The organism is Sphingopyxis sp. KK2, assembly GCF_001990265.1.
Taxonomy (GTDB): Bacteria; Pseudomonadota; Alphaproteobacteria; order Sphingomonadales; family Sphingomonadaceae; genus Sphingopyxis.
In genome coordinates, this window is record NZ_LYVN01000003.1 from 1 (window position 1) to 20,693 (window position 20,693).

Sequence of the window (20,693 nt, forward strand, 5' to 3'; positions counted from 1 at the left end):
CTCCCCTCCCGCTTGCGGGAGGGGTCGGGGGAGGGCCTGTTGCGTTGCCAAAACCCTCCCCGCTGCGACTAGGGCGCGGGGTGCCCAAGTCTCGCTGCCCCTCCCGCAAGCGGAAGGGGCAATAGGCTCGATCCTTAAGCGTCCGCAATCGGTCGTTAGCGGATATCCAAATCCTCCCTGTCGCGGAGCGATGGGGAGGGGGACCGTCCGCGAAGCGGATGGTGGTGGGGCCAGCAACGCTGCGTATTGCCCCTCCGTCAGCGCTTCGCGCTGCCACCTCCCCATGGCTTCGCCACAGGGAGGATCATTATGTCTGCTAACGCCCGAAACCGGGCGGCAATCATTGGTCGCATCTCAATCGGGCGACCCCGCCTTCGCCTTTTCCGCCAGCGCCTTCGATTCGGCCTTCAGCGGGCGCGAGACCGGGCAGACTTCCTGCACATATCCGTTGAGCACATTGGTCAGCGCATCGGGGATCAGGCGGTAGAAGACGAACTGGCCGCGCTTTTCGCTGGCGATCAGCCCGGCGTTTTCGAGCACCGACAGATGCTGCGACACCGCGGGCTTGCTCATCTCGAAACGCGCGGCGATGTCGCCCGCGCTGAGCTCCGCATGCGCGAGATAGGCGAGAATCCGCCGTCGCGGCGTCGATGCCAAGGCCTGAAAAACCCGTTCCATTGCCCCAAAATGGGCATGCCGCCCGGCCTTGACAAGCAATAATTTATTTAAGAAATTACTTATATTCTTTGCGGACAAGGAGTCGGACGATGCGCGGCGATCATGATCCCCATGCGGTGAATTTCCTGATCGACGACCATGGTCCGGGCTATCGCCCCGATCCGGTCGCCGGCACCGTCCGCGCCGACGCACCGAGCATCTTGTGGAACGGCGGCATGGCGCTGGTCGCGCTCGCCGCCGGCCCCTTCTTCGTCACGCCGGGAGCGATCGCGCTGTTCTTCCTTACCACCGGCGCCGCGCTGCTGCTCGGGCATAGCGTCGGCTATCACCGGATGATGATCCACGGCAGCTTTGCTGCGCCGCGCTGGCTGGCGCGGACGCTGATCTGGTTCGGCGCGTTCGTCGGCATGGCGGGACCCTATGGCATCGTCCGCGCGCACGACACCCGCGACTGGGCGCAAAGGCAGGCGAATTGCCACCCCTTCCTGCGCCACGGCACGCATATCGTCCGCGACGCCTGGTGGCAGATTTATTGCCGGCTCGACCTCGACCGGCCGCCCCACTTCGATTTCGCGCCGCTCGACCGCGATCCCTTCATACGATGGCTGGAGAGAAGCTGGCGCTGGCAGCAATTGCCCGTCGCTTTGCTCTTCTTCGCGATCGGCGGCTGGGGCTGGGTGGTGTGGGGCGTCGCGGCGCGCGTCGCGGTCGCCAATCACGGCCATTGGCTCGTCGGCCATCTCGCGCACAATCGCGGGCCGCAGCACTGGACCGTCGATGCGCATGGCGTGCAGGCCTATGACGTGCCCTGGGCGGCGATCCCGACGATGGGCGAGGCGTGGCACAATAATCATCATGCCTATCCGGGCTCGGCGCGCATCGGGCTGCACCCGGGGCAGAGCGACTGGGGCTATGCGCTGATCCGGCTCGGCGAACGGTTCGGGCTGCTGTGGGACGTGCAGACCCCCGAAACGCTCGGCGCGCGGCGCGGGCTGAGCCGCGTCGCGCCCGCGGCGGCGCTGCCCTCCGACGTCGCGGGGGCAGCGCGATGAAGGGGCTGCTCCACCATCTGCGCACCCAGCTGCCCGCAGCGCTCTTCTATCTCGTGATCGCCACGGCGCTGATCCTGTCGCAGCATGCGATGGTCTTCCTCGCCTTTCTTGCGCTCGGCATGCCGCTCGGCCTCGACGACGCCTTCTGGCTCTTCCCGATCCGCCAGCTTGCGATACTGCCCGATGTCTCGCCGCTGGTCGCGATCTTCGGCTTTGCCTATTGCCTCGGCATCTCGGGCGCGCTCGCGATGCTCTCGCTGCGGCGCGCCGAGCGGCTCGGGCGCGGCGGCGGGCTCGCGCTCGCGGCGATGGTGCCGACGCTGCAGATCCTCGCGGTCATTGCGCTCGCGCTGCTGTGGCCGCGCCGCAGCGAAGCCGAGCTCCGGCGCGTCGGCGACCCGGCGCCACCGTACCAGCTCGCGATCGGCATCTTCGCCGGGACCGCGCTGGTCGTCGTCGCGGTCGCGGTGTCGGCGCTGACGATGGGCGCCTATGGCTGGGGACTGTTCGTCGCCACGCCGTTTCTCGTCGGGCTGATCACCGGCTTCCTCGTCAACCGCGGCCATGTGCGGAGCATGGCCGAAACCTTCGGCGCGGTCGCCGCGGCGGGCATGCTCGGCACGCTCGCGCTGCTGATGCTCGCGCTCGAGGGGCTGATGTGCGTGATCCTGATCCTGCCGCTCGCCGCGATCCTCGCGCTCGCGGGCGGCACAATCGGGCGCGCGGCGGCGAAGCGGCTCGTCGATCCGCGCCAGCCCTTCTACGGCCTCGCCGCACTGCCGCTGATCTTCCTCGTTGACGCCGCGATGCCGCCCGAAGTGCCGATCGACACGCACGCCGCCGTCACCATCGCCGCGCCGCCCGAGGCGGTGTGGGCCAGCCTGACCGCCGACCGCCCGGTGGCCGAAGCCCCGGGACTCGTCGGCCTCGCGGGCCTCGCCTATCCGATCGCGAGCCGCATCGTCGGCACCGGCGAAGGCGCGCGGCGGATCGGCCGTTTTTCGACCGGCACCGCCGACGAACGGATCACGATTTGGCAGCCCGGCCGCGCGCTGGCGTTTCGCGTCGTGCGCCAGCCGCCCGCGATGGAGGAGATGAGCCCGTACCGCAAACTCCACACCCCGCACCTCATCGGATATTTCGACACCGGCGAGACGCGCTTCGACCTGGCGCCGCTGCCCGGCGGACGCACGCGGCTGACCGTGCGCGCGGGGCATGTGCTGCGCATCGACCCCGGCCTCTATTGGGAACCGATCGCGCGCTGGGCGATCGGGCAGAATGTCGGGCGGGTGCTGACCGACATAAGGCGCGATGCCGAGGGTCGACACGAAGCCGGCTTGGCGGCACATTCGCGGCATGGAAAATCTCACGCACAGCTGGCCCGCTGAGGCCGACAATATCCTTCCCGACCTCGTCGACCTGCGCCGCGCGATCCACCGCGAACCCGAGCTCGGCCTGCAGAACCCCAAGACGCTCGCGAAGATCAAGGACGCGCTCGCGGGGCTGCCGCTCGAATTTCGCGAGGGACCGTCGACGACGGGGCTCGTCGCGACGCTGCGCGGCCCCGCCAACGGGCGCACCGTGCTTCTGCGCGGCGACATGGATGCGTTGCCGCTCGTCGAGGACACGGGGCTCGACTTCACCTCCGAGACCAGCGGTGCGATGCACGCCTGCGGCCATGACACGCATGTTGCGATGCTCGTCGGCGCGGCGAAGCTGCTCTGCGCGGCACGCGATCGCCTGCCCGGCACCGTCCAGTTCATGTTCCAGCCCGGCGAGGAAGGCCATCATGGCGCGCGCTTCATGCTGGGCGACGGGCTGATCGACCCGCTGCCCGACGCGGCCTTTGCGCTCCACATCATGCCCAACGCGCCGCACGGCGTGTTCGCGGGGCGCGCCGGGCCGTTGCTCGCCTCGTCCGACGTGCTGTCGATCACCGTCAAGGGCGCGGGCGGCCACGCGTCGATGCCGCATGACGCGATCGACCCGATCCCGGTCGCCTGTTCGATCGTCACCGCGATCCAGACGATGGTGACGCGCCGCGTGTCGGTGTTCGACCCCGCGGTGATCACGATCGCGAAGATCGCGGCGGGCACGACGAACAATATCATCCCCGAAACCGCCGAACTGCTCGGCACGATCCGCACCCTGTCGCCGCACCGCCGCGCCGCGGTCGCCGCCGAACTGAAGCGCCTCGCCCCCGCGATCGCCGAGGCGCATGGATGCACCGCCGAGGTCGAGATCGTCGAGGGCTTTCCCGTCACCGTATGCGACAGCCGCGCCGCCGCCTTCGGCCAGCGCGTCGTCGAAGAGACGTTCGGCGAGGCGGCGTGGCTGACGATGGACCATCCGGTGATGGGCGCCGAGGATTTCGCCTATGTGCTCGAAAAGGTGCCCGGCGCGATGTTCTGGCTCGGCGCGAGCCACGAAGGGAGCGACTGGCGCAGCTGCTGCGGCCTGCATTCGAACCGCATGGTGCTCGACGAGAAAGTGATGGCACGCGGTGCGGCGCTGCACGCGGCGCTGGCGGAACGGTTCTTGAACGAGGGGTTCGGGTAGGAAAATTATCTCACGCAAAGGCGCAAAGGCACAAAGAAGGAGATAAGGTGGACGTCGAGGAACTGGCGAGCATAGCTGTCGATTGCGGCTTCCATCTCCACAAGGAGTTGGGTCCCGGATTGCTGGAGTCGGCCTATGAGGCGATCATGGCCGACCAGCTTGCGCGGCGAGGCCTGAATGTCCTTCGCCAGGTGCCTATCCCGCTTCGGTACGGGAGCGTCGAACTTGCCGAGGGGTTTCGAGCCGATCTGTTGATCGAAGGCCGATTGCTCGTCGAATTGAAATCCGTTGAGCGGCTTTCGCCGCTCTATGGCAAACAAGTCCTGACCTATCTTCGTCTGCTCGACATGCCGCTCGGCCTTCTGATCAATTTCGGCGGGGAGACGTTCAAGGAGGGCGTGAAGCGCATCGTCAACAACCACCGTCCTTAGCGCCCTTCTTTGTGCCTTCGCGCCTTTGCGTGAGATTTGACGACCTCGACTTTGCAAACAGCCTCGCGGCCCTATGATTCCCCCACCCCATCCGAAGGACCACCCCATGATCAACATTCTCAGCGCCATCATCTCGGGCCTCATCATCGGGGCGCTCGCGCGCTTCTTTTATCCCGGAGCGGTCGCGATGGGGTGGATCGCGACGATCCTGCTCGGGATCGGCGGCTCGCTGCTCGCGGGACTCGTCACCTCGCGCGGTCAACGCGAATTCCATGGCGCCGGCTGTTTCGCCTCGATCGTCGGCGCGATCGTGCTGATCTTCGTCGGGCGGCTGCTCAACATCGGCGGCTGATCTTTCGCGGGTTTTGACGTCGGTCAAAGCCCGCCGCGGCGAATCGGCGCATCAGGACTCCATCGAAAAGGAGCCCTGCCATGAGCAAGCCTATCCCCGCCGCCGCCTTCGAACGCGTTGCCGCGCCCGCGCCGCTCGCCGCCATCCTGAAAGCACCGCCCGCCGCCGACCACAGCGTGCATGTCGTCCGCAGCTTCGACCTGCCGACCGGCCTGTTCGCGACGACGGTCGCACTTTATTTCGCTTTCCTCGGCGTGATGGCCGCGACCTTTGCCGACAAGGGACTCGCGATCCCGATGGCGATTTTCTCCATCACCATCGTCATGGCCTTTGGCACCCCCGCGATGTGGGTGCGGATGACGCCCGACCATGTGGCGCGGCCGCTGACGTGGAGCCGCTTCGTGTCAGACGGGATAGAAACGCTGACCGGCCGCCTGAGCGGCGCGGGCGCAATAACGCAAATGCTGATGCTGCCGGTGCTGATCCTGGCGTGGGGCCTGATCGTCGCCGCGATCGTCGCGACGATCTGATCGCCCGGCACAGCCGGCGCGTCGCGGACGGGAGGTCTGCGGCGCGCCGTGTTCTTACGGCACCAGCACCGTGTCGTGCGCCTCGGGCAGCATCGCGGGATAGTCGAGCGTGTAGTGCAGCCCGCGGCTTTCCTTGCGGTGGAGCGCGCTCTTCACGATCAGCTCGGCGCATTGCAGCAGGTTGCGCAGCTCGATCAGGTCGGTGGTGACGCGGAAATGACCGTAATAATCCTCGACCTCGTGCGTCATCATGTCGATGCGGTGCCGCGCGCGTTCGAGGCGCTTGGTCGTGCGCACGATGCCGACATAGTTCCACATGAAGCGGCGGATTTCGGTCCAGTTCTGCTTGATGATCACCTCTTCGTCCGAATCGGTGACGCGGCTTTCATCCCACGCGCGGATCGGCGGCGGCGTATCGAGCGCGTCCCAGCGCGCGACGATGTCCTTCGCCGCCGCCTCGCCGAAGACGAAGCATTCGAGCAGGCTGTTCGACGCGAGGCGGTTCGCCCCGTGCAGCCCGCTCTCGGTGCATTCGCCCGCCGCATAGAGCCCGGGGAGGTCGGTGCGGCCGTCGAGGTCGATCAAGATGCCGCCGCAGGTATAATGCTGCGCGGGCACGACCGGGATCGGCTGCTTCGTCATGTCGATGCCGAGCGTTAACAGCTTTTCATAGATGTTCGGAAAATGGCCCGCGACGAAATCGGGGTCGAGGTGACTGATGTCGAGATGGACATAGTCGAGCCCGTAGCGCTTGATCTGGTCGTCGTTCGCGCGCGCCACGACGTCGCGCGGCGCGAGTTCGGCGCGCGCGTCATAATCGGGCATATAGCGGTGGCCGGTGACGGGGTGCTTGAGGATGCCGCCCTCGCCGCGCACCGCCTCGGTGATCAGGAAATTCTTGACCTCGAGATTGTAGAGGCAGGTCGGGTGGAACTGCATCATCTCCATGTTCGAGACGCGTGCGCCCGCACGCCACGCCATCGCGATGCCGTCGCCGGTCGCGCCGCGCGGGGCCGTCGAGAACTGGTACACGCGCCCCGCGCCGCCGCTCGCGAGGATCGTCGCGCGGCCGACATGCGCGCGGACCTTGCCGCTCTTTTCGTCGAGCGCATAGACGCCCCAGACGCGGCCCGAGCCCGAATAGCGCTCCTCGTGCCGGCCGGTGATCAGGTCGATGCAAGCCTGCCCAGGCAGCAAAGTGATGTTCGGATGCGCTTCGGCGGTCTTCAGGAGCGCCGCCTGCACCGCCCAGCCGGTCGCGTCGTCGACATGGACGATGCGGCGGTGCGAATGCCCGCCCTCGCGCGTCAGGTGGAGCGCATCGCTGTCCTTGTTGAACGGCACCCCCATCTCGACGAGCCGCTCGATCGCATTGGGGGCGTTTTCGACGACGAACTCGACCGTCTCGCGCCGGTTGAGCCCCGCGCCCGCGACCATCGTGTCCTCGATATGATTTTCGAACGTATCGCCGGCATCGAGCACGGCGGCGATCCCGCCCTGCGCCCAGGCGGTCGACCCGCCGGTGAGCTCGCCCTTCGCGAGCACGAGCACGCGGCAATGATCGGCGAGCGCGATCGCGGCGGTGAGCCCGGCGGCGCCCGAGCCGACGATGATGACGTCGTGGGTCTCTTTATCTGACATCAAAATTCCGTTCGCATCGAGCGAAGTCGAGATGCCCCTCGGCTACGCACTTTCCTGAAGGGTGTCTCGACTTCGCTCGACACGAACGGGAACGAGGCTTCACCCATTCGCCGCGCGCGTCAGGTTGAGGAACACATCCTCGAGGTCGGCTTCGCGGGTCGAGACGTCGACGATGCCATGGCCCATCGCGTTGACCGCGGCGAGCACTTCGCCCGCGTTGACGCGATCCTTGTTGTAGTGGATCGCGAGGCCCCGCTCGCCCTCGCGCTCGACCTTGTCGAAGGCGGCGTGCGACGGCAGCTCGGTGACGTCGGCGTCGAGTGTCACCACCACGATCTTCTCGCGCGCCATGTCGACCAGCTCGCGCGTCGGCTTGTTCGCGATGAGCTTGCCATGGTTGATGATCGCGATGCGGTCGCAGAGCTGCTCGGCCTCCTCGAGATAATGCGTCGTGAGCACCACGGTGACGCCGCGGTCGTTGAGGCGCTGCACATAGTCCCAAAGCTGTTGCCGCAGTTCGATATCGACCCCGGCGGTCGGCTCGTCGAGCACGATGATCGGCGGCGAATGCACCATCGCCTTGGCGACGAGCAGGCGGCGCTTCATCCCCCCCGACAACGTGCGCGCATAGGCGTCGCGCTTGTCGCTCAAATGCACCGCGGCGAGCAGGTCGTCCGAAATGCGCTTGCCCTTGGGCACGCCATACAGCCCCGCCTGGTTCTCGAGCGTTTCGAACGGCGTGAAAAAGGGATCGAAGACGATTTCCTGCGGCACGATGCCGATCGAATATTTGGCGTTGCGCGGATCGGCGTCGATGTCGAAGCCCCAGATGCTCGCCGACCCGCTCGTCTTGTTGACCAGCCCCGCGAGGATGTTGATCAGCGTCGACTTGCCCGCGCCGTTCGGCCCGAGCAGCCCGAAGATCTGGCCGCGCGGCACATCGAAACTGACATTGTCGAGCGCCTGCTTGCCGCCGGCATAAAGTTTCGAGACGGCGTCGATGCGGATGGCGGCTTCACTCATGGCCGCCTCCATAGCCGCGCGCAGGCGCGTGCGAAAGCCCGCGCTTCGGCAAGGATTTCTTTACCATGGCGGGTAAGCATATTTTGTCACCTTGGCCTTATGGGGGGTGATGTGAGGACCAGACACACATTATGCCCGCCGCTTTCCCGGCGCGGCCTCGCTGCCATTGCGCTCGCTTTTGCGCCGTTCGCCGCCCCGTCGGCGCACGCGCAAAACAGCACGCAGGGCGAAGCCGAAGCCATCGTGCTGCGGCCGCTTTCCTTCTTCAAGGTTAACGACCTCGACTTCGGCGACATCATCGCGTCGACGACCGCAGGCACCGTGCGCCTTTATCCCGACGGATCGCGCACGCGCACCGGCGGGGTGACGCTGGCCGGCGGCGACGGCGAACCCGCGCGCTTCGCGGGACTGGGGACGTACAACCGCGAGGTCAATATCTCGCTCGGCGCGAACCAGATCTGGATCACCGGGCCGGGCACGCAGATGCGGGTGCGCAATTTCGAGATCGGCAGCACGCCGACCGCGATATTGTCGACCACCCCGACGCGTTTCCGCATCGCCAACGCATTGGGCAATTATAATTTCCCGGTCGGCGCGACGCTCGACGTCAATGCCAACCAGGCGCCCGGCGACTACAGCGGCACCTTCACGATCACGCTCAACTATTTGTGAGACGCCCTTGGGTGGGGACGACGGCACCGGGGACCACTTGCGCATTTCGGGGGAGACGCGCTCGCCGGTGCCGTCATGGCGACATCATGATCCTCCCTGTGGCGCAGCCATGGGGAGGTGGCAGCGGCGCAGCCGCTGACGGAGGGGCACGGACGCGACGTCGCTGGCCCCTCCACCACTCGCTTCGCGACAGGGAGGAAAATATCGTCCCGATTGCCCGCCGCCGATGCGCTTGCTATGGGCGCCTTCGATGACCCAGCACGCGCCCGAAACCATCCGCACGCCCAAGACCCGCATCGCCTGCGACGGCACCGGCGACGGCCTCGCCAACGCCGCGCTCGGCCACCCGCGCGTCTGGCTCGAAATCGACACCGACGAGGGCTATGCCGACTGCGGCTATTGCGACCGGCGCTTCGTGCTGATCGGCGGGATCGCCGACAAGGGTTAGGCCTCGGCGGGATCGCCGATAAAGGTTAAACGTCGGCGGGATCGCCCAAGACGTAAACGCCGCCTTTACCAAGCCGACGCATCATCGATTCACATCCCGCTGGCATAGTCTGTGCCAGACAGGAGCAGAATCGTGGGGATTCAAGGGACCAGCCATCGTCGGGGCGCCGCGCGCATCCTGACCATCGCCGCCGCGCTGACCGCGCTGACGGCACCCGCGCATGCCGCCGACATGCCCGGCACGACGACCGCGACGGTCGTCCGCCCGAACAGTCTCGTCAAGACCGACGACCTCGATTTCGGGACGATCGTCAGCGGCACGACCGGCGGCACCGTCAGCGTCAACGCCGTCACCGGCGCGCGCACCAGTAGCGGCGGCGCGACCACGGTCGGCAACGACGCGCAGCGCGCGCAGTTCCAGGGCACCGGCGGCATCCTGCTGATCACCGTGTCGGGCAGCACGTCCGTAACGCTGACCCGCGCCGGCGGCGGCGCGACGCCGATGACCGCGACGCTCGTCCGCGCCGCGAGCACCAGCGGCGGCGGCATCGCGCTGCTCGGCTCGACCTTGCTGCCGAGCGGGGTCCAGACCTATTATATCGGCGGCACGCTGACCGTCCCCGCGAACCAGCCCGAGGGCGATTACAGCGGCACCTTCACGCTGACGGTCAATTATCTCTGACGGCGGTTTGCGCGGGCTCGCCCGCGCGCCTATATCGGCGGCATGACCAGTCCCACCGATCCCCGCCGCTTCCTCTATCGCGCCGATGCGCTCGACCCCGATCTCGCGCAGAAGCTTGCGCGCGAGGCGCTCGCCAAGGCCGATGACGGCGAACTTTACCTGCAATATCGCGCGACCGAGAGCTTCGGCTTCGACGACGGGCGCCTGAAGACGGCGGATTACTCGACCGACGCGGGCTTCGGCCTGCGCGCGGTGTCGGGCGAGATGACGGGCTTTGCGCATGCGAGCGACATCAGCGCCCCCGCGATCCGCCGCGCCGCCGAGACGCTGGCGCTGCTCGACCCCGCGAACCAGCCGCACGCCGCCGCCCCGGCGCGCACCAACCGCCATCTCTACGGCGAGGCCAATCCGCTCGACCTCATCCCCTTCGCCAAGAAGGTCGCGCTGTGCCAGCAGATCGACGCCGCCGCGCGCGCGCGCGATCCGCGCATCGCACAGGTGTCGGTCGCGCTCGCGGGGAGCTGGTCGGTGGTCGAGATCGTCCGCGCCGACGGCTTCCTCGCGACCGATATCCGCCCGCTCGTCCGCCTCAACGTCAGCATCGTCGTCGAGGAAAACGGGCGCCGCGAGAGCGGCTATTTCGGCCTCGGCGGCCGGTACATGTACGACCATCTGTTCGAGGAAGCGCAATGGAACCGCGCGATCGACGAGGCGCTGGCGCAGGCGCTCGTCAACCTCGAGGCGGTCGACGCCCCCGCGGGCGAGATGACCGTGCTGCTCGGCCCCGGCTGGCCCGGCGTCCTGCTCCATGAAGCGATCGGCCACGGGCTCGAGGGCGATTTCAACCGCAAGGGCACCAGCGCCTTTTCGGGCCGCATCGGCGAGCGCGTCGCCGCCCCGGGCGTCACCGTGGTCGACGACGGCAGCATCGCCGAACGCCGCGGATCGCTGAGCATCGACGACGAGGGCACCCCGACGAGCGAGACGGTGCTGATCGAGGACGGCATTTTGAAGGGCTATATGCAGGACCGGCTCAACGCGCGGCTGATGGGCATGGCGCCGACCGGCAACGGGCGCCGCGAAAGCTTTGCCCATGCGCCGATGCCGCGCATGACCAACACCTTCATGAAGGGCGGCAACGACGATCCCGCCGAGCTGCTGAGCCGCGTCAAGAACGGCATCTTTGCCAAGAGCATGGGCGGCGGACAGGTCGACATCGTGTCGGGCAAGTTCGTGTTCAGCTGCACCGAGGCGTATAAGATCGAGAATGGCAAGCTCGGCGCCCCGATCAAGGGCGCGACGCTGATCGGCGACGGGCCGAGCGTGCTCACCAAGGTCACCGGCATCGGCAACGACATGGCGCTCGACGAGGGCATCGGCGTATGCGGCAAGGGCGGCCAGAGCGTCCCCGCCGGGGTCGGCCAGCCTACCCTGCTGGTGAGCGGGCTGACGGTGGGCGGGACCGCCTGATCCCGCGCCCCGCGCCCACCAAGTAAATTCCGGCTTGCCGCGCGGCCATGGTGCGATAACCAGAGCCCGGGTCGCGCGGACAAGGGGACGCGGGTGGGATTTTCGTTTCGATATAGCCTCTTGGCGCTCGCGCTGCTGTTCGCCCTTCCCGGCGCTGCGCGCGCCGAGCTGGCGGTCGCGCCGTTGCCGCCGAGCCCCGCGCTCGCCGAGGCGCTGGCCGCCGAGCGTTTCGACCAGGCGATGACGCTCGCGCGGCGCGAGCATGAAGCGTGCATGGCGGCGAACGGCTTTGCGGCGTGCATCGGGCTGCTTGCGGCCGAGAGCGACGCGCTCACCGCCTGGGCCGAAGATCATGGCGATTTCGACCGCGACGAGCGCGGCGAAGGACTCGCGCTGCGCACCGCGCGCCGGCTCCACGACGAGGTGGGCAAGCTCGAGGGTTTCGACGGTCCGATCTTCGCCTCGGCCTACGGCAATCTGGGCGAGATGCTGACGATCTATGGCCGTCCGGTCGAGGGCGAGCAGCATCTGCGCGACGGGCTGCGCTACAACATCGTCCGCGCCATGGATTTTACGGGCACCACCCGGCTTTCCGATGCACCGCTCCGCAATGCGCTGCTGCGGCTCACGCGCAACCTGGCCGTGCAGGGCCGCACCGACGAGGCGCGCGGTTTCCTTGCCTCGGCCGACGGCCTGCTTTCGACCCTGACGCTGATCGGCTCGCCCGACGCCAAGCCGGCGCTGCCCGACTATCTCGCGGTGGCGGGACTCGTCCCCGACGCGCCGATCGCATCTGATCAGCCGGCCAGTTTCATCAGCGCCGATGTCGGTTATGAATTCGAACTCGAACGCAATGGCGAATTTTGGGATCCAGACCAATGGGACGCCGTGCGCGGGCGGCTCTCGCGCGACTATATCGCCTTCCTTGCCCGCACTGGACAACCGGCAAAGGCCATCGCGCGCCTCGACGCTGAGCCCGATCTGCTGCGCGGCGGCAGCGGCAGCTCGGCGCTCGAATTCCGCAGCCGGATCGGCGCGGCGCTTGTCGCCGAGGGGCGCGTCGAGGAGGGCGCGGCGATCCTCGACGAGGCGATTCCGGCCGTCGCCCGGACATGGGACCTGACCGACGACCGCCGTATTGACGCACATGTCGCGCGCGGGGCGGCGATTCTGGCGCGCGATCCCGCCGCGGGAGAGACCGCCGCCGCCGACTATCGCCAGGCCGTCGCGGGCGCCACCGCGCGCGTCGAGGCGACGCAGACCACCGAAGGACTTGTCCTGGCCGTCCGCCGATATCGTCCCGCCTTCGAGGGCTTTCTCGGGGCCCTGTCCCCGGACACCGCAAGTTCCACCGCGCGCGCCGACGCCTTTGCCGCGGCGCAATGGTCGTCGATCGGCGAGACCGCGGCGACACTGGCCAAGGTGGCCGCACAGACGTCGCGCAGCAGCGGACCGGTCGCCGAAAAGGAGCGGTTCCGGCAGGAGGTGCGCGACAGCGTCGCCGCGCTCAATCGGGACATCGCGCAATGGCTGTCGGTGCCTGGCGGCGACGATCAGGAGTTGCTGCGAAAATTCTATCTGCGCGACGTCGATGCCGTGATGGGCGACATGTCGACCGAAGAAATCGCCGCGATCGACCCTGCCTATGACGGGCTGGTCAAGCCGCGCCCGCTCGCCGCCGACCGCGTGCAGGCGCTGCTCGGCAAGGGCGAGGCGCTGCTCTTTTTCCTGCCCGACGCGCGCGGCACCTCGGTCTTCGCGCTGACGCAGCGCGGCTTCACCTGGCATCGTTCGGCGCTCACCCGCGACGCGCTCGCGCGCGACGTCGACACGCTGCGCGCGCAATTGAAGCGCGACATCAAGGAACGCTGGGTCGGGTCGGTCGACAATTTCGACGAGGCGCTGGCGTACCGGCTCTACCGCGAGCTGATCGCGCCGATCGAGCCCGCGCTCGGCGGCGCGACGCGGCTGATGACGGTAACCCCGGGGCCGCTGAGCGGGCTGCCGCTCACGCTGCTCGTCACCGCACCGGTGCCGCCCGAGGGCGAGCCGGCGTTCCTGATCGACCGTTATGAAGTGACCACCCTGCCCTCGGTCTCGAGCCTCTTTTCGATCCGCTGCCTGCTTCATGCCCAGGCCGAGCGCCCCGCCGCGTGCGGCGACGGCCCCGCGCGCGCGCGCGACGCGTCGGCACCGACGCTGTTCGCCGCCGGGGCGCCCGCGCTCAAGGGCTTCCCCGGCGCCGACCGCGGCGTCGTCGAATATTCGGAAATTTTCGATCGCGGCGTCGCGAGCCCGGCGCGCATCCTCGAAATGTCGTACCTGCCCGGCGCGCAGCGCGAGATCGACGGGGTGCGCGCGCTGTTCCCCGGCGACACCGCGACCGCGCTGACCGGCCCCGCGGCGACCGAGGCGGTGATCAAGACGAGCCCGAATCTCAAAAAGGCGCGCTATGTCCTCTTCTCGACCCACGGACTGCTCGCGAGCGAGACCGGGCTCGACGGCGAGCCGGGGCTGGTCTTCACCCCGCCCGCCGAGGGCGCGCAGTCCGAGCTCGACGACGGGCTGCTCACCGCGTCGGAGGCGGCACAGCTCAAGCTCGCCGCCGACATCGTCATCCTGTCGGCGTGCAACACCGCGAGTTCGGCGAAGGGCGGCGATGCCGAGGGGCTGTCGGGACTGGCGCAGTCCTTCTTTTATGCCGGGGCGGGGGCGTTGCTGGTGTCGCACTGGCCGCTCGACGATGCATCGGGGGCGGCGATCGTCACCCGGCTGTTCGCCGCGATCGAGCAAAAACCCGGCGCGAGCAGCAGCGCCTTTCATAACGCGGTGCTCGCGCTGCGCCGCGACCCCGAGGCGTCGGCGCCCGCCTTCTGGGCGCCGCTCGTCTATGTCGGGACGACCGATCCGGCGCCGTGACGCGGCTGTGACCCCGCTCACTTGGCGTGCGCCCTCGCCGCGCCTATAGCCGGTTCAAACAAAAGCAGAATCGGGTCGCATAGGATTTTCCCCGGGGGCTCGGCCTCCGGTCGCAGGGAGGAATTATGCACAAGATCTATCGATTTGCGTCGGCGGCAGTGATCGCCGCGATGCTGAGCGCGCCGGTCGCGGCGCAGCAGAAGACCACGGGTCCCAAGGAACGCTATGAAATGGACGCCGCGACGATGTCGGGCTTTGCCGCAATGGGCGGCAAGGGCGGCATGGGCGGCGCGATGAGCATGATGTTCGGCGGCGGCCCCGACAATGCGCTGGCGCGCCAGTTGATGCTGCGCCTCGGGTCGAACGACCTGCCGACCGCGCCGCCGCCCAAGGGCGACCATTTCTTCCTGCCGCAGGCCAAGCTCGGCAAATCGGTGCCGCTGATCGGGCGCGAGCGCAAGGAAGGCGATTATCCGACCGAGTTCGAACGGCCGAAGGGCCGGCTTCTGCTCTATTGGGGCTGCGGCGCCAAGGCGGGGCCGGGACAGCCGGTGATCATCGACTTCGCCAAGGTTGCCGCAGGGCAGATTCCGCCGAACCTCTTCTCGACCGCGGTGCCGATCGTGCGCGAGGTGTCGCCCGAAAACAGCAAATCCTATGTCGAATGGCCGAACAGCAAGTCCACCAAGATGCCGTCCAAGGACAGCAGCCTGCTCGGCGCGCACCGCGTCGCGAGCAATTTCGGCGGCGACATCAACTTCACCCTCGCGCAGGATTATATGCCCGCGCTCCAGGCCTCGACCGCCGACCAGGCCGACGGATCGGTGACGATCCGCTGGAACCCGGTGACCAATGCGACGGGCTATGCCGCGTGGACAATCGGCGGCATGGGCAATGGAAACGGCAAGAACGACGTCGGCGACATCGTTTGGTGGACGAGCAGCGCGACGAAGGAATTCGGCGGCGGGCTGTGGGACTGGCTGCCGCCGTCGGTGGTCGCGAATTTGATCACCAAGAAGATCGTGATGCCGCCGTCGCAGACGACGTGCCAGATCCCTGCCGAGGTCAAGAAGGCGTCGGGCGAGTTCATGATGGGCAACCTCAACGCCTTCGGCCCCGAGGCCAATTTCTCCTATCCGCCCAAGCCCGCCACGGGGGTGTGGAATATCGACTGGACCGCGAAGGTGCGCTTCCGCTCCTACACCATGCTGATGGTCGGCGCCGATTTCGGCGGGATGAGCGGCGGCGGGTCGAGCGGCGGCGAGGCCGCGCCCGCGGCGCCCGCCAAGAAGAAGAAGTGCAAGGGCCCGCTCGGCATCCCGCTGCCCGACGGCGCCTGCTGAGGGCACAGGTGGCGCGATGCTCCCCTCCCGCAAGCGGGAGGGGCAGCGAGACTTACGAGCTTGCTCGTTAGTCGCAGCGGGGTGGGCACTTGCAACGTTGCTGCCCACCCCCGACCCCTCCCGCCTGCGGGAGGGGAGAACAGGCGCCGGTCAGTTGTCGTTCAGACGAGGCGCCCTATATTGGCGGCAGAGGGTGTGTGTTGAATGACAGGAGTCGAACCATGCGTCCGTTAATTGCCACCATCATTGCCGCCGCGGCGATCGCCGCCATGCCCGCCGCCGCATCGGCGAAGGACAAGCTGAGCGGCGAGGAGCAGCTCGCCAAATTGCTCGGCGACCGCGTCGCCGGCGAACCGCAGAATTGCATCCCGCTGTCGACCGCACGCAGCTCGACGATCATCGACGGCACCGCGATCGTCTATCGTGTCGGCAGCACGATGTGGGTCAACCGGCCGAAGGGCGGCGCCGCATCGCTCGACGACGACGATATCCTCGTCACCAAGACGATCGGCAGCCAGCTGTGCAGCATCGATGCGGTCCAGCTCGTCGACCGCACCAGCCATATGTACAGCGGTTTCGTCTCGCTCGGCGAGTTCGTGCCCTATCGCAAGGTCGATAGCGCCGCGAAATAAGCCATGATGACCGACGACAACCGCGAAGCCGTCGCACCGCCCGCCGACTGGGCGGCGCAGCTGCTCGCCTTCTGGTTCGACGGCCATGGCATGGACGACTGGTATGGCGGCGGCGATGCTTTCGACGCCGCCATCCGGTCGCTCGCGGGCGACTGGCTGGCGGCGCTGCGTTCGCTGCCCGCCGAACATTTCCTGACCGATCCCGACACCGCGCTCGCTGCGGCGATCCTGTTCGACCAGGTGCCGCGCAACATCCATCGCGGCAGCGCCGAGGCTTTCGCGACCGACGACCTCGCCCGCGCGATCGCGCGCGGCATCGTTGCGAAGGGCTGGGACCGGGGCTGGCCCGACGAGCGGCGGCAATTCGCCTATCTCCCCTATCAGCATAGCGAGGATATCGCCGACCAGCGCGAATCGCTGCGGCTGTTCGGCCAGCTCGCCGATCCGCAGTTCCACGATTATGCGCAGAAGCATTTTGACGTGATCGATCGCTTCGGCCGCTTCCCGCACCGCAACGCGGTGCTCGGCCGGGCGACGCGACCCGGCGAGGAAGCGGCGGTGGAGGAAGGCAGCCAATGGTGATAGGGGTGCGCCACATTCTCGCGGAGCCCCGACCATGGCCGATTTCACCGATACCCTGACCGACAAGCATATCGCCTTCATCGAAAGGCAGCCGGTCTATTTCACCGCCACCGCCGCCGAGGGGGCGCGGATCAACCTGTCGCCCAAGGGCTATGCCGACAGCTTTCGCGTGCTGTCCGAAAACCGCGTCGCCTATCTCGACCTCGGCGGTTCGGGCAACGAAACGCACGCGCATCTGGCCGCCGACGGGCGGATCACGATCATGTTCTGCGCCTTCGACCGCAGCGCGCTGATCCTGCGCATCTATGGCCGCGGCCGCGCGGTGTTGCCGCAGGACGCCGACTGGGACGCGATCGCCGCGCATTTCAAGCTGATCCCCGGCACCCGCCAGATTTTCGTGATCGACGTCGACAGCGTCCAGACGAGCTGCGGCTGGGGCGTGCCGATGATGGAACTCAGCCACGAGCGCGACACGCTGCAGAAATATCACCGCCAGGCCGACCCGGTGGCGTGGGTCGAGAAAACCAAGGGGCGGACGAAGAGCATCGACGGCCTGCCCGCACGCCCGACCGACCGCTTCATCGCCGGCGATCCCGCCTGATGCCGCTCGTCGAGCTCATACGGCTGCCGAACGGGGTCGAGGCCGAGCTGCTGCGCGGCCGGCTCGAGAGCGCGGGCGTGCATGCCGTGTGCTTCGACGCCGGCATGAACATCGCCGAAAGCGTCGGGTTGCTCATCCCGGTGCGCGTGATGGTGCTCGACGAGGATCTCACCGAGGCACAGGCGCTGATGGCCGAGTTCGGCACCGTCTGAACGCAACCTAAGCCCGCGTCGAACGTCCCTAATCCTGTGAAAAAGCCCGAGATGATCAAGGTCGCCAGCTATAATATGCGCAAGGGCATCGGGCTCGACCGGCGCCGCGACCCCGGGCGGGTGCTCTCGGTGCTGCGCGAACTCGACGCCGATGTCGTCGCGCTGCAGGAGGCCGACCGCCGTTTCGGGACCCGCGCCAGCGCGATCCCGCCGCACATGTTCGAGGAGCATAGCGATTATGTGCCGGTCGACCTGCTCGGCGGCCGCCCCTATGCGATCGGCTGGCACGGCAATGCGCTGCTCGTCCGCAAGGGCGTCGCGGTCGAGGAAAGCCACGCGCTGCACCTGCCGACGCTCGAACCGCGCGGCGCGGTCGCGGCGACGCTGCGCATCGGCGACACACGCTTGCGCGTGGTCGGCATGCATCTCGACATTTCGGGGCTGCGGCGCCGGCAACAGGCGCGCGCGATCCTCCACCATGTTTCGGAAGGCGAGGAATTGCCGACGATCCTGATGGGCGACTGCAACGAGTGGCGCAACCAGGGCGGCTGCCTCCATGATTTCGGCGAGCGCCACCGGCTGGTCGACACCGGCCACAGTTTCCACAGCCGCCGCCCGGTCGCCAAGCTCGACCGCATCTTCGCCTCGCCCGACCTGCAGCCGGTCGACGCCGGGGTGCATCGCAGCGCGCTCGCGGCGCGCGCATCGGACCATCTGCCGATCTGGGCGCGGTTCGAGCGGGCCTAGGTCTCCCCTCCCGCAGGCGGGAGGGGCAGCGAGACTTACGAGCTTGCTCGTTAGTCGCAGCGGGGTGGGCAGTTGTGCCGTCGATTGCTCGCTACGCTCGCGCCCACCCCTAACCCCTCCCGCAAGCGGGAGGGGGAGCGGCCTGCCTAAAATTTGGGCACAACACTGCCTCGCCTGCCCATATCGCTGACTCAATCGGTCGCGTGCGGGGTCCAATTCGTCACAAAATGTTAACTTATCGCGGCCCCGCGCAATCTGGCACGGCTGTTGCAGTGCAGCATCTGCCAAGAAACAAAAGGGGGCGTCATGAAGCTGATCCTGGCTATCATCAAACCGTTCAAGCTCGACGAGGTGCGCGAAGCTCTCACCGGGCTGGGCATCGCCGGAATGACCGTGACCGAAGTCAAGGGCTTCGGTCGTCAGAAGGGCCAAACCGAAATCTACCGCGGCGCGGAATATGCCACCAACATGGTGCCGAAGGTGAAGATCGAGCTCGTCTGCGACGACGCGCTCGCACCGCGGGTCGTCGAAACGCTGCAGCAGAGCGCCGGAACCGGGTCGATCGGCGACGGCAAGATTTTCGTGCTCGACGTCGGTCAGGCCGTGCGCATCCGCACCGGCGAGACCGGCGAAGCCGCGCTTTAACGATAAAGGGGGAAGCAATGAACTTCGCAAACAAGATTGCGGCAGGAGCCGGGGCCACGGGCCTCGCGCTGTTCGCCGCGCTGCCCGTCTGGGCGCAGGACGCCGCGGCGGCAGCCGCCGCACCCGCCGCTGAGGCCGCTCCCGCGGTCGCCAATCCGGGCAACAACGCCTGGATGATGACCGCCACCGTGCTCGTGCTGATGATGATCCTGCCGGGCCTCGCGCTCTTCTACGGCGGTCTGACGCGCACCAAGAACATGCTCTCGACGATGACGCAGGTCGGCGCCGCCGCCTGTCTCGCGATGCTGATCTGGGTTTGTTACGGCTATGGCCTCGCCTTCGGTCCCGAGGGCAATGCCTTCATCAGCTGGGGCAAATTCTTCCTCGCCGGGGTCAACGCCGACTCGACCGGCGCGACCTTCACCGACGAGGTGATCAGCGAATATGTGTTCATCTCGTTCCAGATGACCTTCGCCGCGATCACTCTCGCGCTGGTCCTCGGTTCGGTCGTCGAGCGCCTGAAATTCTCGGCGATGCTGGTGTTCGGCGCGATCTGGCTGACCATCGTCTATTTCCCGATCGCGCACATGGTGTGGGCGGGCGGCGGCCTGTTCTTCGAAGGCGGCATGTTCGGCACCGATACGCCGGCCGCGCTCGACTTCGCCGGCGGCACCGTGGTTCACATCAATGCCGGCGTCTCGGCACTGGTCGCCGCGCTGATCCTCGGCAAGCGCATCGGCTACCAGAAGGAAATCATGGCGCCGCACTCGCTGACCATGACGATGATCGGCACCGGTCTCCTCTGGGTGGGCTGGTTCGGCTTCAACGCCGGCTCGGCGCTCGAAGCCAATGCCTCGGCCGGCCTCGCGATGATCAACACGATGGTCGCCACCGCCGCCGCCGCGCTCGCCTGGATGCTCGCCGAAAAGCTCGGTGGCCACAAGCCTTCGGCGCTCGGCTTCTGCTCGGGTGTCATCGCCGGCCTCGTCGCGATCACCCCGGCGGCGGGCAACTCGGGCCCGTTCGGCGCGATCCTGCTCGGCGTCGTCGCCTCGTTCGTCTGCTTCTTCGCGGTCACCAAGATCAAGGCCAAGCTCGGCTATGACGACTCGCTCGATGCCTTCGGCATCCACGGCGTCGGCGGCATGGTCGGTGCGATCGGCACCGCCTTCACCATGCTGGTCGCGCTCGGCGGCCCGGCGGGCGAAGACTATGCCCTCGGCCCGCAGATCATGACGCAGGTCATGGCGGTCGTCACCACGATCATCTGGTCGACCATCGGCACCGCGATCGCCGTCTACATCGCCAAGGCGCTCACTGGCCTCCGGGTCAGCGAGGAAGTCGAACGCGAAGGCCTCGACCTCGGCGAACATGGCGAGCGCGCCTACAACTACTGATTACGAGACTGGATACCCGCCGCCGCTCTCTCCTCTTTCAAAAGGCGGCGGGGTCCAACCCAGGTTCCTCCTGCGAAC

At 67.5% G+C, this 20,693-nt stretch carries 22 protein-coding genes; 19 read left to right on the forward strand and 3 right to left on the reverse strand.

The window, feature by feature from the left end; translation table 11 throughout:
• Positions 1–354: 354 nt before the first annotated feature.
• Entirely contained in the window at positions 355–678 is a 324-nt protein-coding gene (locus tag B1A78_RS00795; RefSeq protein WP_077145140.1) for a metalloregulator ArsR/SmtB family transcription factor, read from the reverse strand.
• Positions 679–767: 89 nt separating this feature from the next.
• Here B1A78_RS00795 and B1A78_RS00800 point away from each other — a divergent pair, with 89 nt between their 5' ends.
• The 6 genes from B1A78_RS00800 to B1A78_RS00825 all read left to right on the forward strand — a co-directional run bounded on the left by B1A78_RS00800 (position 768) and on the right by B1A78_RS00825 (position 5,602).
• A complete protein-coding gene (locus B1A78_RS00800) occupies positions 768–1,730 on the forward strand; it encodes an acyl-CoA desaturase (RefSeq protein ID WP_077145141.1) in 963 nt (320 codons plus the stop codon).
• Complete coding sequence (locus tag B1A78_RS00805) at positions 1,727–3,118, forward strand: SRPBCC family protein (RefSeq protein WP_077145142.1); 1,392 nt, start codon at positions 1,727–1,729, stop codon at positions 3,116–3,118. The genes B1A78_RS00800 and B1A78_RS00805 overlap by 4 nt, the downstream gene beginning before the upstream one ends.
• On the forward strand, positions 3,087–4,289 hold the full coding sequence (locus B1A78_RS00810) for a M20 family metallopeptidase (RefSeq protein WP_077145143.1): 1,203 nt from the start codon (positions 3,087–3,089) through the stop codon (positions 4,287–4,289). The genes B1A78_RS00805 and B1A78_RS00810 overlap by 32 nt, the downstream gene beginning before the upstream one ends.
• A gap of 47 nt (positions 4,290–4,336) precedes the next feature.
• Entirely contained in the window at positions 4,337–4,720 is a 384-nt protein-coding gene (locus B1A78_RS00815) for a GxxExxY protein (protein ID WP_077145144.1), read from the forward strand.
• Positions 4,721–4,826: 106 nt separating this feature from the next.
• A complete protein-coding gene (locus tag B1A78_RS00820) occupies positions 4,827–5,072 on the forward strand; it encodes a GlsB/YeaQ/YmgE family stress response membrane protein (protein WP_077145145.1) in 246 nt (81 codons plus the stop codon).
• A gap of 80 nt (positions 5,073–5,152) precedes the next feature.
• On the forward strand, positions 5,153–5,602 hold the full coding sequence (locus B1A78_RS00825; protein ID WP_077145146.1) for a hypothetical protein: 450 nt from the start codon (positions 5,153–5,155) through the stop codon (positions 5,600–5,602).
• A gap of 54 nt (positions 5,603–5,656) precedes the next feature.
• Here B1A78_RS00825 and nadB read toward each other — a convergent pair whose 3' ends face one another.
• Positions 5,657–7,243 carry an L-aspartate oxidase gene (gene nadB, locus B1A78_RS00830; RefSeq protein WP_077145147.1) on the reverse strand — a complete coding sequence of 529 codons (1,587 nt, stop codon included), beginning with the start codon at positions 7,241–7,243 and terminating at the stop codon, positions 5,657–5,659.
• A gap of 99 nt (positions 7,244–7,342) precedes the next feature.
• Positions 7,343–8,266, reverse strand: a complete 924-nt coding sequence (locus B1A78_RS00835) for an ABC transporter ATP-binding protein (RefSeq protein ID WP_077145204.1) — start codon at positions 8,264–8,266, stop codon at positions 7,343–7,345.
• Between the two features lie 111 nt (positions 8,267–8,377).
• On the opposite strand from B1A78_RS00835, the gene B1A78_RS00840 reads away from it, so the two are divergent.
• The 13 genes from B1A78_RS00840 to B1A78_RS00900 all read left to right on the forward strand — a co-directional run bounded on the left by B1A78_RS00840 (position 8,378) and on the right by B1A78_RS00900 (position 20,615).
• Entirely contained in the window at positions 8,378–8,938 is a 561-nt protein-coding gene (locus B1A78_RS00840) for a DUF4402 domain-containing protein (protein ID WP_256837377.1), read from the forward strand.
• 250 nt (positions 8,939–9,188) lie between these two features.
• Positions 9,189–9,386, forward strand: a complete 198-nt coding sequence (locus B1A78_RS00845; RefSeq protein ID WP_083733699.1) for a zinc-finger domain-containing protein — start codon at positions 9,189–9,191, stop codon at positions 9,384–9,386.
• A 132-nt stretch (positions 9,387–9,518) separates the two neighbouring features.
• Positions 9,519–10,067: a DUF4402 domain-containing protein gene (locus B1A78_RS00850; protein ID WP_083733688.1), complete on the forward strand. Its 549-nt coding sequence runs from the start codon at positions 9,519–9,521 to the stop codon at positions 10,065–10,067.
• A gap of 42 nt (positions 10,068–10,109) precedes the next feature.
• Positions 10,110–11,537: a metalloprotease TldD gene (tldD, locus tag B1A78_RS00855; RefSeq protein ID WP_077145150.1), complete on the forward strand. Its 1,428-nt coding sequence runs from the start codon at positions 10,110–10,112 to the stop codon at positions 11,535–11,537.
• A 93-nt stretch (positions 11,538–11,630) separates the two neighbouring features.
• Positions 11,631–14,456 (forward strand): CHAT domain-containing protein, encoded by a 2,826-nt coding sequence (locus B1A78_RS00860; RefSeq protein ID WP_218667920.1) that lies wholly within the window; start codon positions 11,631–11,633, stop codon positions 14,454–14,456.
• Positions 14,457–14,581: 125 nt separating this feature from the next.
• Positions 14,582–15,799, forward strand: coding sequence for a hypothetical protein (locus B1A78_RS00865; RefSeq protein WP_077145152.1), 1,218 nt, complete (start codon positions 14,582–14,584; stop codon positions 15,797–15,799).
• Positions 15,800–16,020: 221 nt separating this feature from the next.
• Positions 16,021–16,431 carry a hypothetical protein gene (locus tag B1A78_RS00870; protein WP_077145153.1) on the forward strand — a complete coding sequence of 137 codons (411 nt, stop codon included), beginning with the start codon at positions 16,021–16,023 and terminating at the stop codon, positions 16,429–16,431.
• Between the two features lie 6 nt (positions 16,432–16,437).
• A complete protein-coding gene (locus B1A78_RS00875; RefSeq protein ID WP_144037622.1) occupies positions 16,438–17,013 on the forward strand; it encodes a DUF924 family protein in 576 nt (191 codons plus the stop codon).
• A gap of 34 nt (positions 17,014–17,047) precedes the next feature.
• On the forward strand, positions 17,048–17,614 hold the full coding sequence (locus B1A78_RS00880) for a pyridoxamine 5'-phosphate oxidase family protein (protein WP_077145155.1): 567 nt from the start codon (positions 17,048–17,050) through the stop codon (positions 17,612–17,614).
• A complete protein-coding gene (locus B1A78_RS00885; RefSeq protein ID WP_077145156.1) occupies positions 17,614–17,826 on the forward strand; it encodes a DUF2007 domain-containing protein in 213 nt (70 codons plus the stop codon). The genes B1A78_RS00880 and B1A78_RS00885 overlap by 1 nt, the downstream gene beginning before the upstream one ends.
• Before the next feature lie 51 nt (positions 17,827–17,877).
• Positions 17,878–18,573 carry an endonuclease/exonuclease/phosphatase family protein gene (locus B1A78_RS00890; protein ID WP_077145206.1) on the forward strand — a complete coding sequence of 232 codons (696 nt, stop codon included), beginning with the start codon at positions 17,878–17,880 and terminating at the stop codon, positions 18,571–18,573.
• A gap of 306 nt (positions 18,574–18,879) precedes the next feature.
• A complete protein-coding gene (locus B1A78_RS00895) occupies positions 18,880–19,218 on the forward strand; it encodes a P-II family nitrogen regulator (protein ID WP_003043080.1) in 339 nt (112 codons plus the stop codon).
• Positions 19,219–19,235: 17 nt separating this feature from the next.
• Positions 19,236–20,615 (forward strand): ammonium transporter, encoded by a 1,380-nt coding sequence (locus tag B1A78_RS00900; protein WP_077145157.1) that lies wholly within the window; start codon positions 19,236–19,238, stop codon positions 20,613–20,615.
• Positions 20,616–20,693 lie beyond the last annotated feature (78 nt).

Bases quoted from the DNA above. Each gene is read 5' to 3' on its own strand.
- B1A78_RS00870 (WP_077145153.1), top strand. From the start codon at position 16,021: ATGCGTCCGTTAATTGCCACCATCATTGCCGCCGCGGCGATCGCCGCC.
- B1A78_RS00835 (WP_077145204.1), bottom strand. From the start codon at position 8,266: ATGAGTGAAGCCGCCATCCGCATCGACGCCGTCTCGAAACTTTATGCC.
- B1A78_RS00825 (WP_077145146.1), top strand. From the start codon at position 5,153: ATGAGCAAGCCTATCCCCGCCGCCGCCTTCGAACGCGTTGCCGCGCCC.
- nadB (WP_077145147.1), bottom strand. From the start codon at position 7,243: ATGTCAGATAAAGAGACCCACGACGTCATCATCGTCGGCTCGGGCGCC.
- B1A78_RS00890 (WP_077145206.1), top strand. From the start codon at position 17,878: ATGATCAAGGTCGCCAGCTATAATATGCGCAAGGGCATCGGGCTCGAC.
- B1A78_RS00865 (WP_077145152.1), top strand. From the start codon at position 14,582: ATGCACAAGATCTATCGATTTGCGTCGGCGGCAGTGATCGCCGCGATG.
- B1A78_RS00845 (WP_083733699.1), top strand. From the start codon at position 9,189: ATGACCCAGCACGCGCCCGAAACCATCCGCACGCCCAAGACCCGCATC.
- B1A78_RS00800 (WP_077145141.1), top strand. From the start codon at position 768: ATGCGCGGCGATCATGATCCCCATGCGGTGAATTTCCTGATCGACGAC.
- tldD (WP_077145150.1), top strand. From the start codon at position 10,110: ATGACCAGTCCCACCGATCCCCGCCGCTTCCTCTATCGCGCCGATGCG.
- B1A78_RS00895 (WP_003043080.1), top strand. From the start codon at position 18,880: ATGAAGCTGATCCTGGCTATCATCAAACCGTTCAAGCTCGACGAGGTG.
- B1A78_RS00885 (WP_077145156.1), top strand. From the start codon at position 17,614: ATGCCGCTCGTCGAGCTCATACGGCTGCCGAACGGGGTCGAGGCCGAG.
- B1A78_RS00810 (WP_077145143.1), top strand. From the start codon at position 3,087: ATGGAAAATCTCACGCACAGCTGGCCCGCTGAGGCCGACAATATCCTT.
- B1A78_RS00880 (WP_077145155.1), top strand. From the start codon at position 17,048: ATGGCCGATTTCACCGATACCCTGACCGACAAGCATATCGCCTTCATC.
- B1A78_RS00900 (WP_077145157.1), top strand. From the start codon at position 19,236: ATGAACTTCGCAAACAAGATTGCGGCAGGAGCCGGGGCCACGGGCCTC.
- B1A78_RS00795 (WP_077145140.1), bottom strand. From the start codon at position 678: ATGGAACGGGTTTTTCAGGCCTTGGCATCGACGCCGCGACGGCGGATT.
- B1A78_RS00805 (WP_077145142.1), top strand. From the start codon at position 1,727: ATGAAGGGGCTGCTCCACCATCTGCGCACCCAGCTGCCCGCAGCGCTC.
- B1A78_RS00875 (WP_144037622.1), top strand. From the start codon at position 16,438: ATGACCGACGACAACCGCGAAGCCGTCGCACCGCCCGCCGACTGGGCG.
- B1A78_RS00820 (WP_077145145.1), top strand. From the start codon at position 4,827: ATGATCAACATTCTCAGCGCCATCATCTCGGGCCTCATCATCGGGGCG.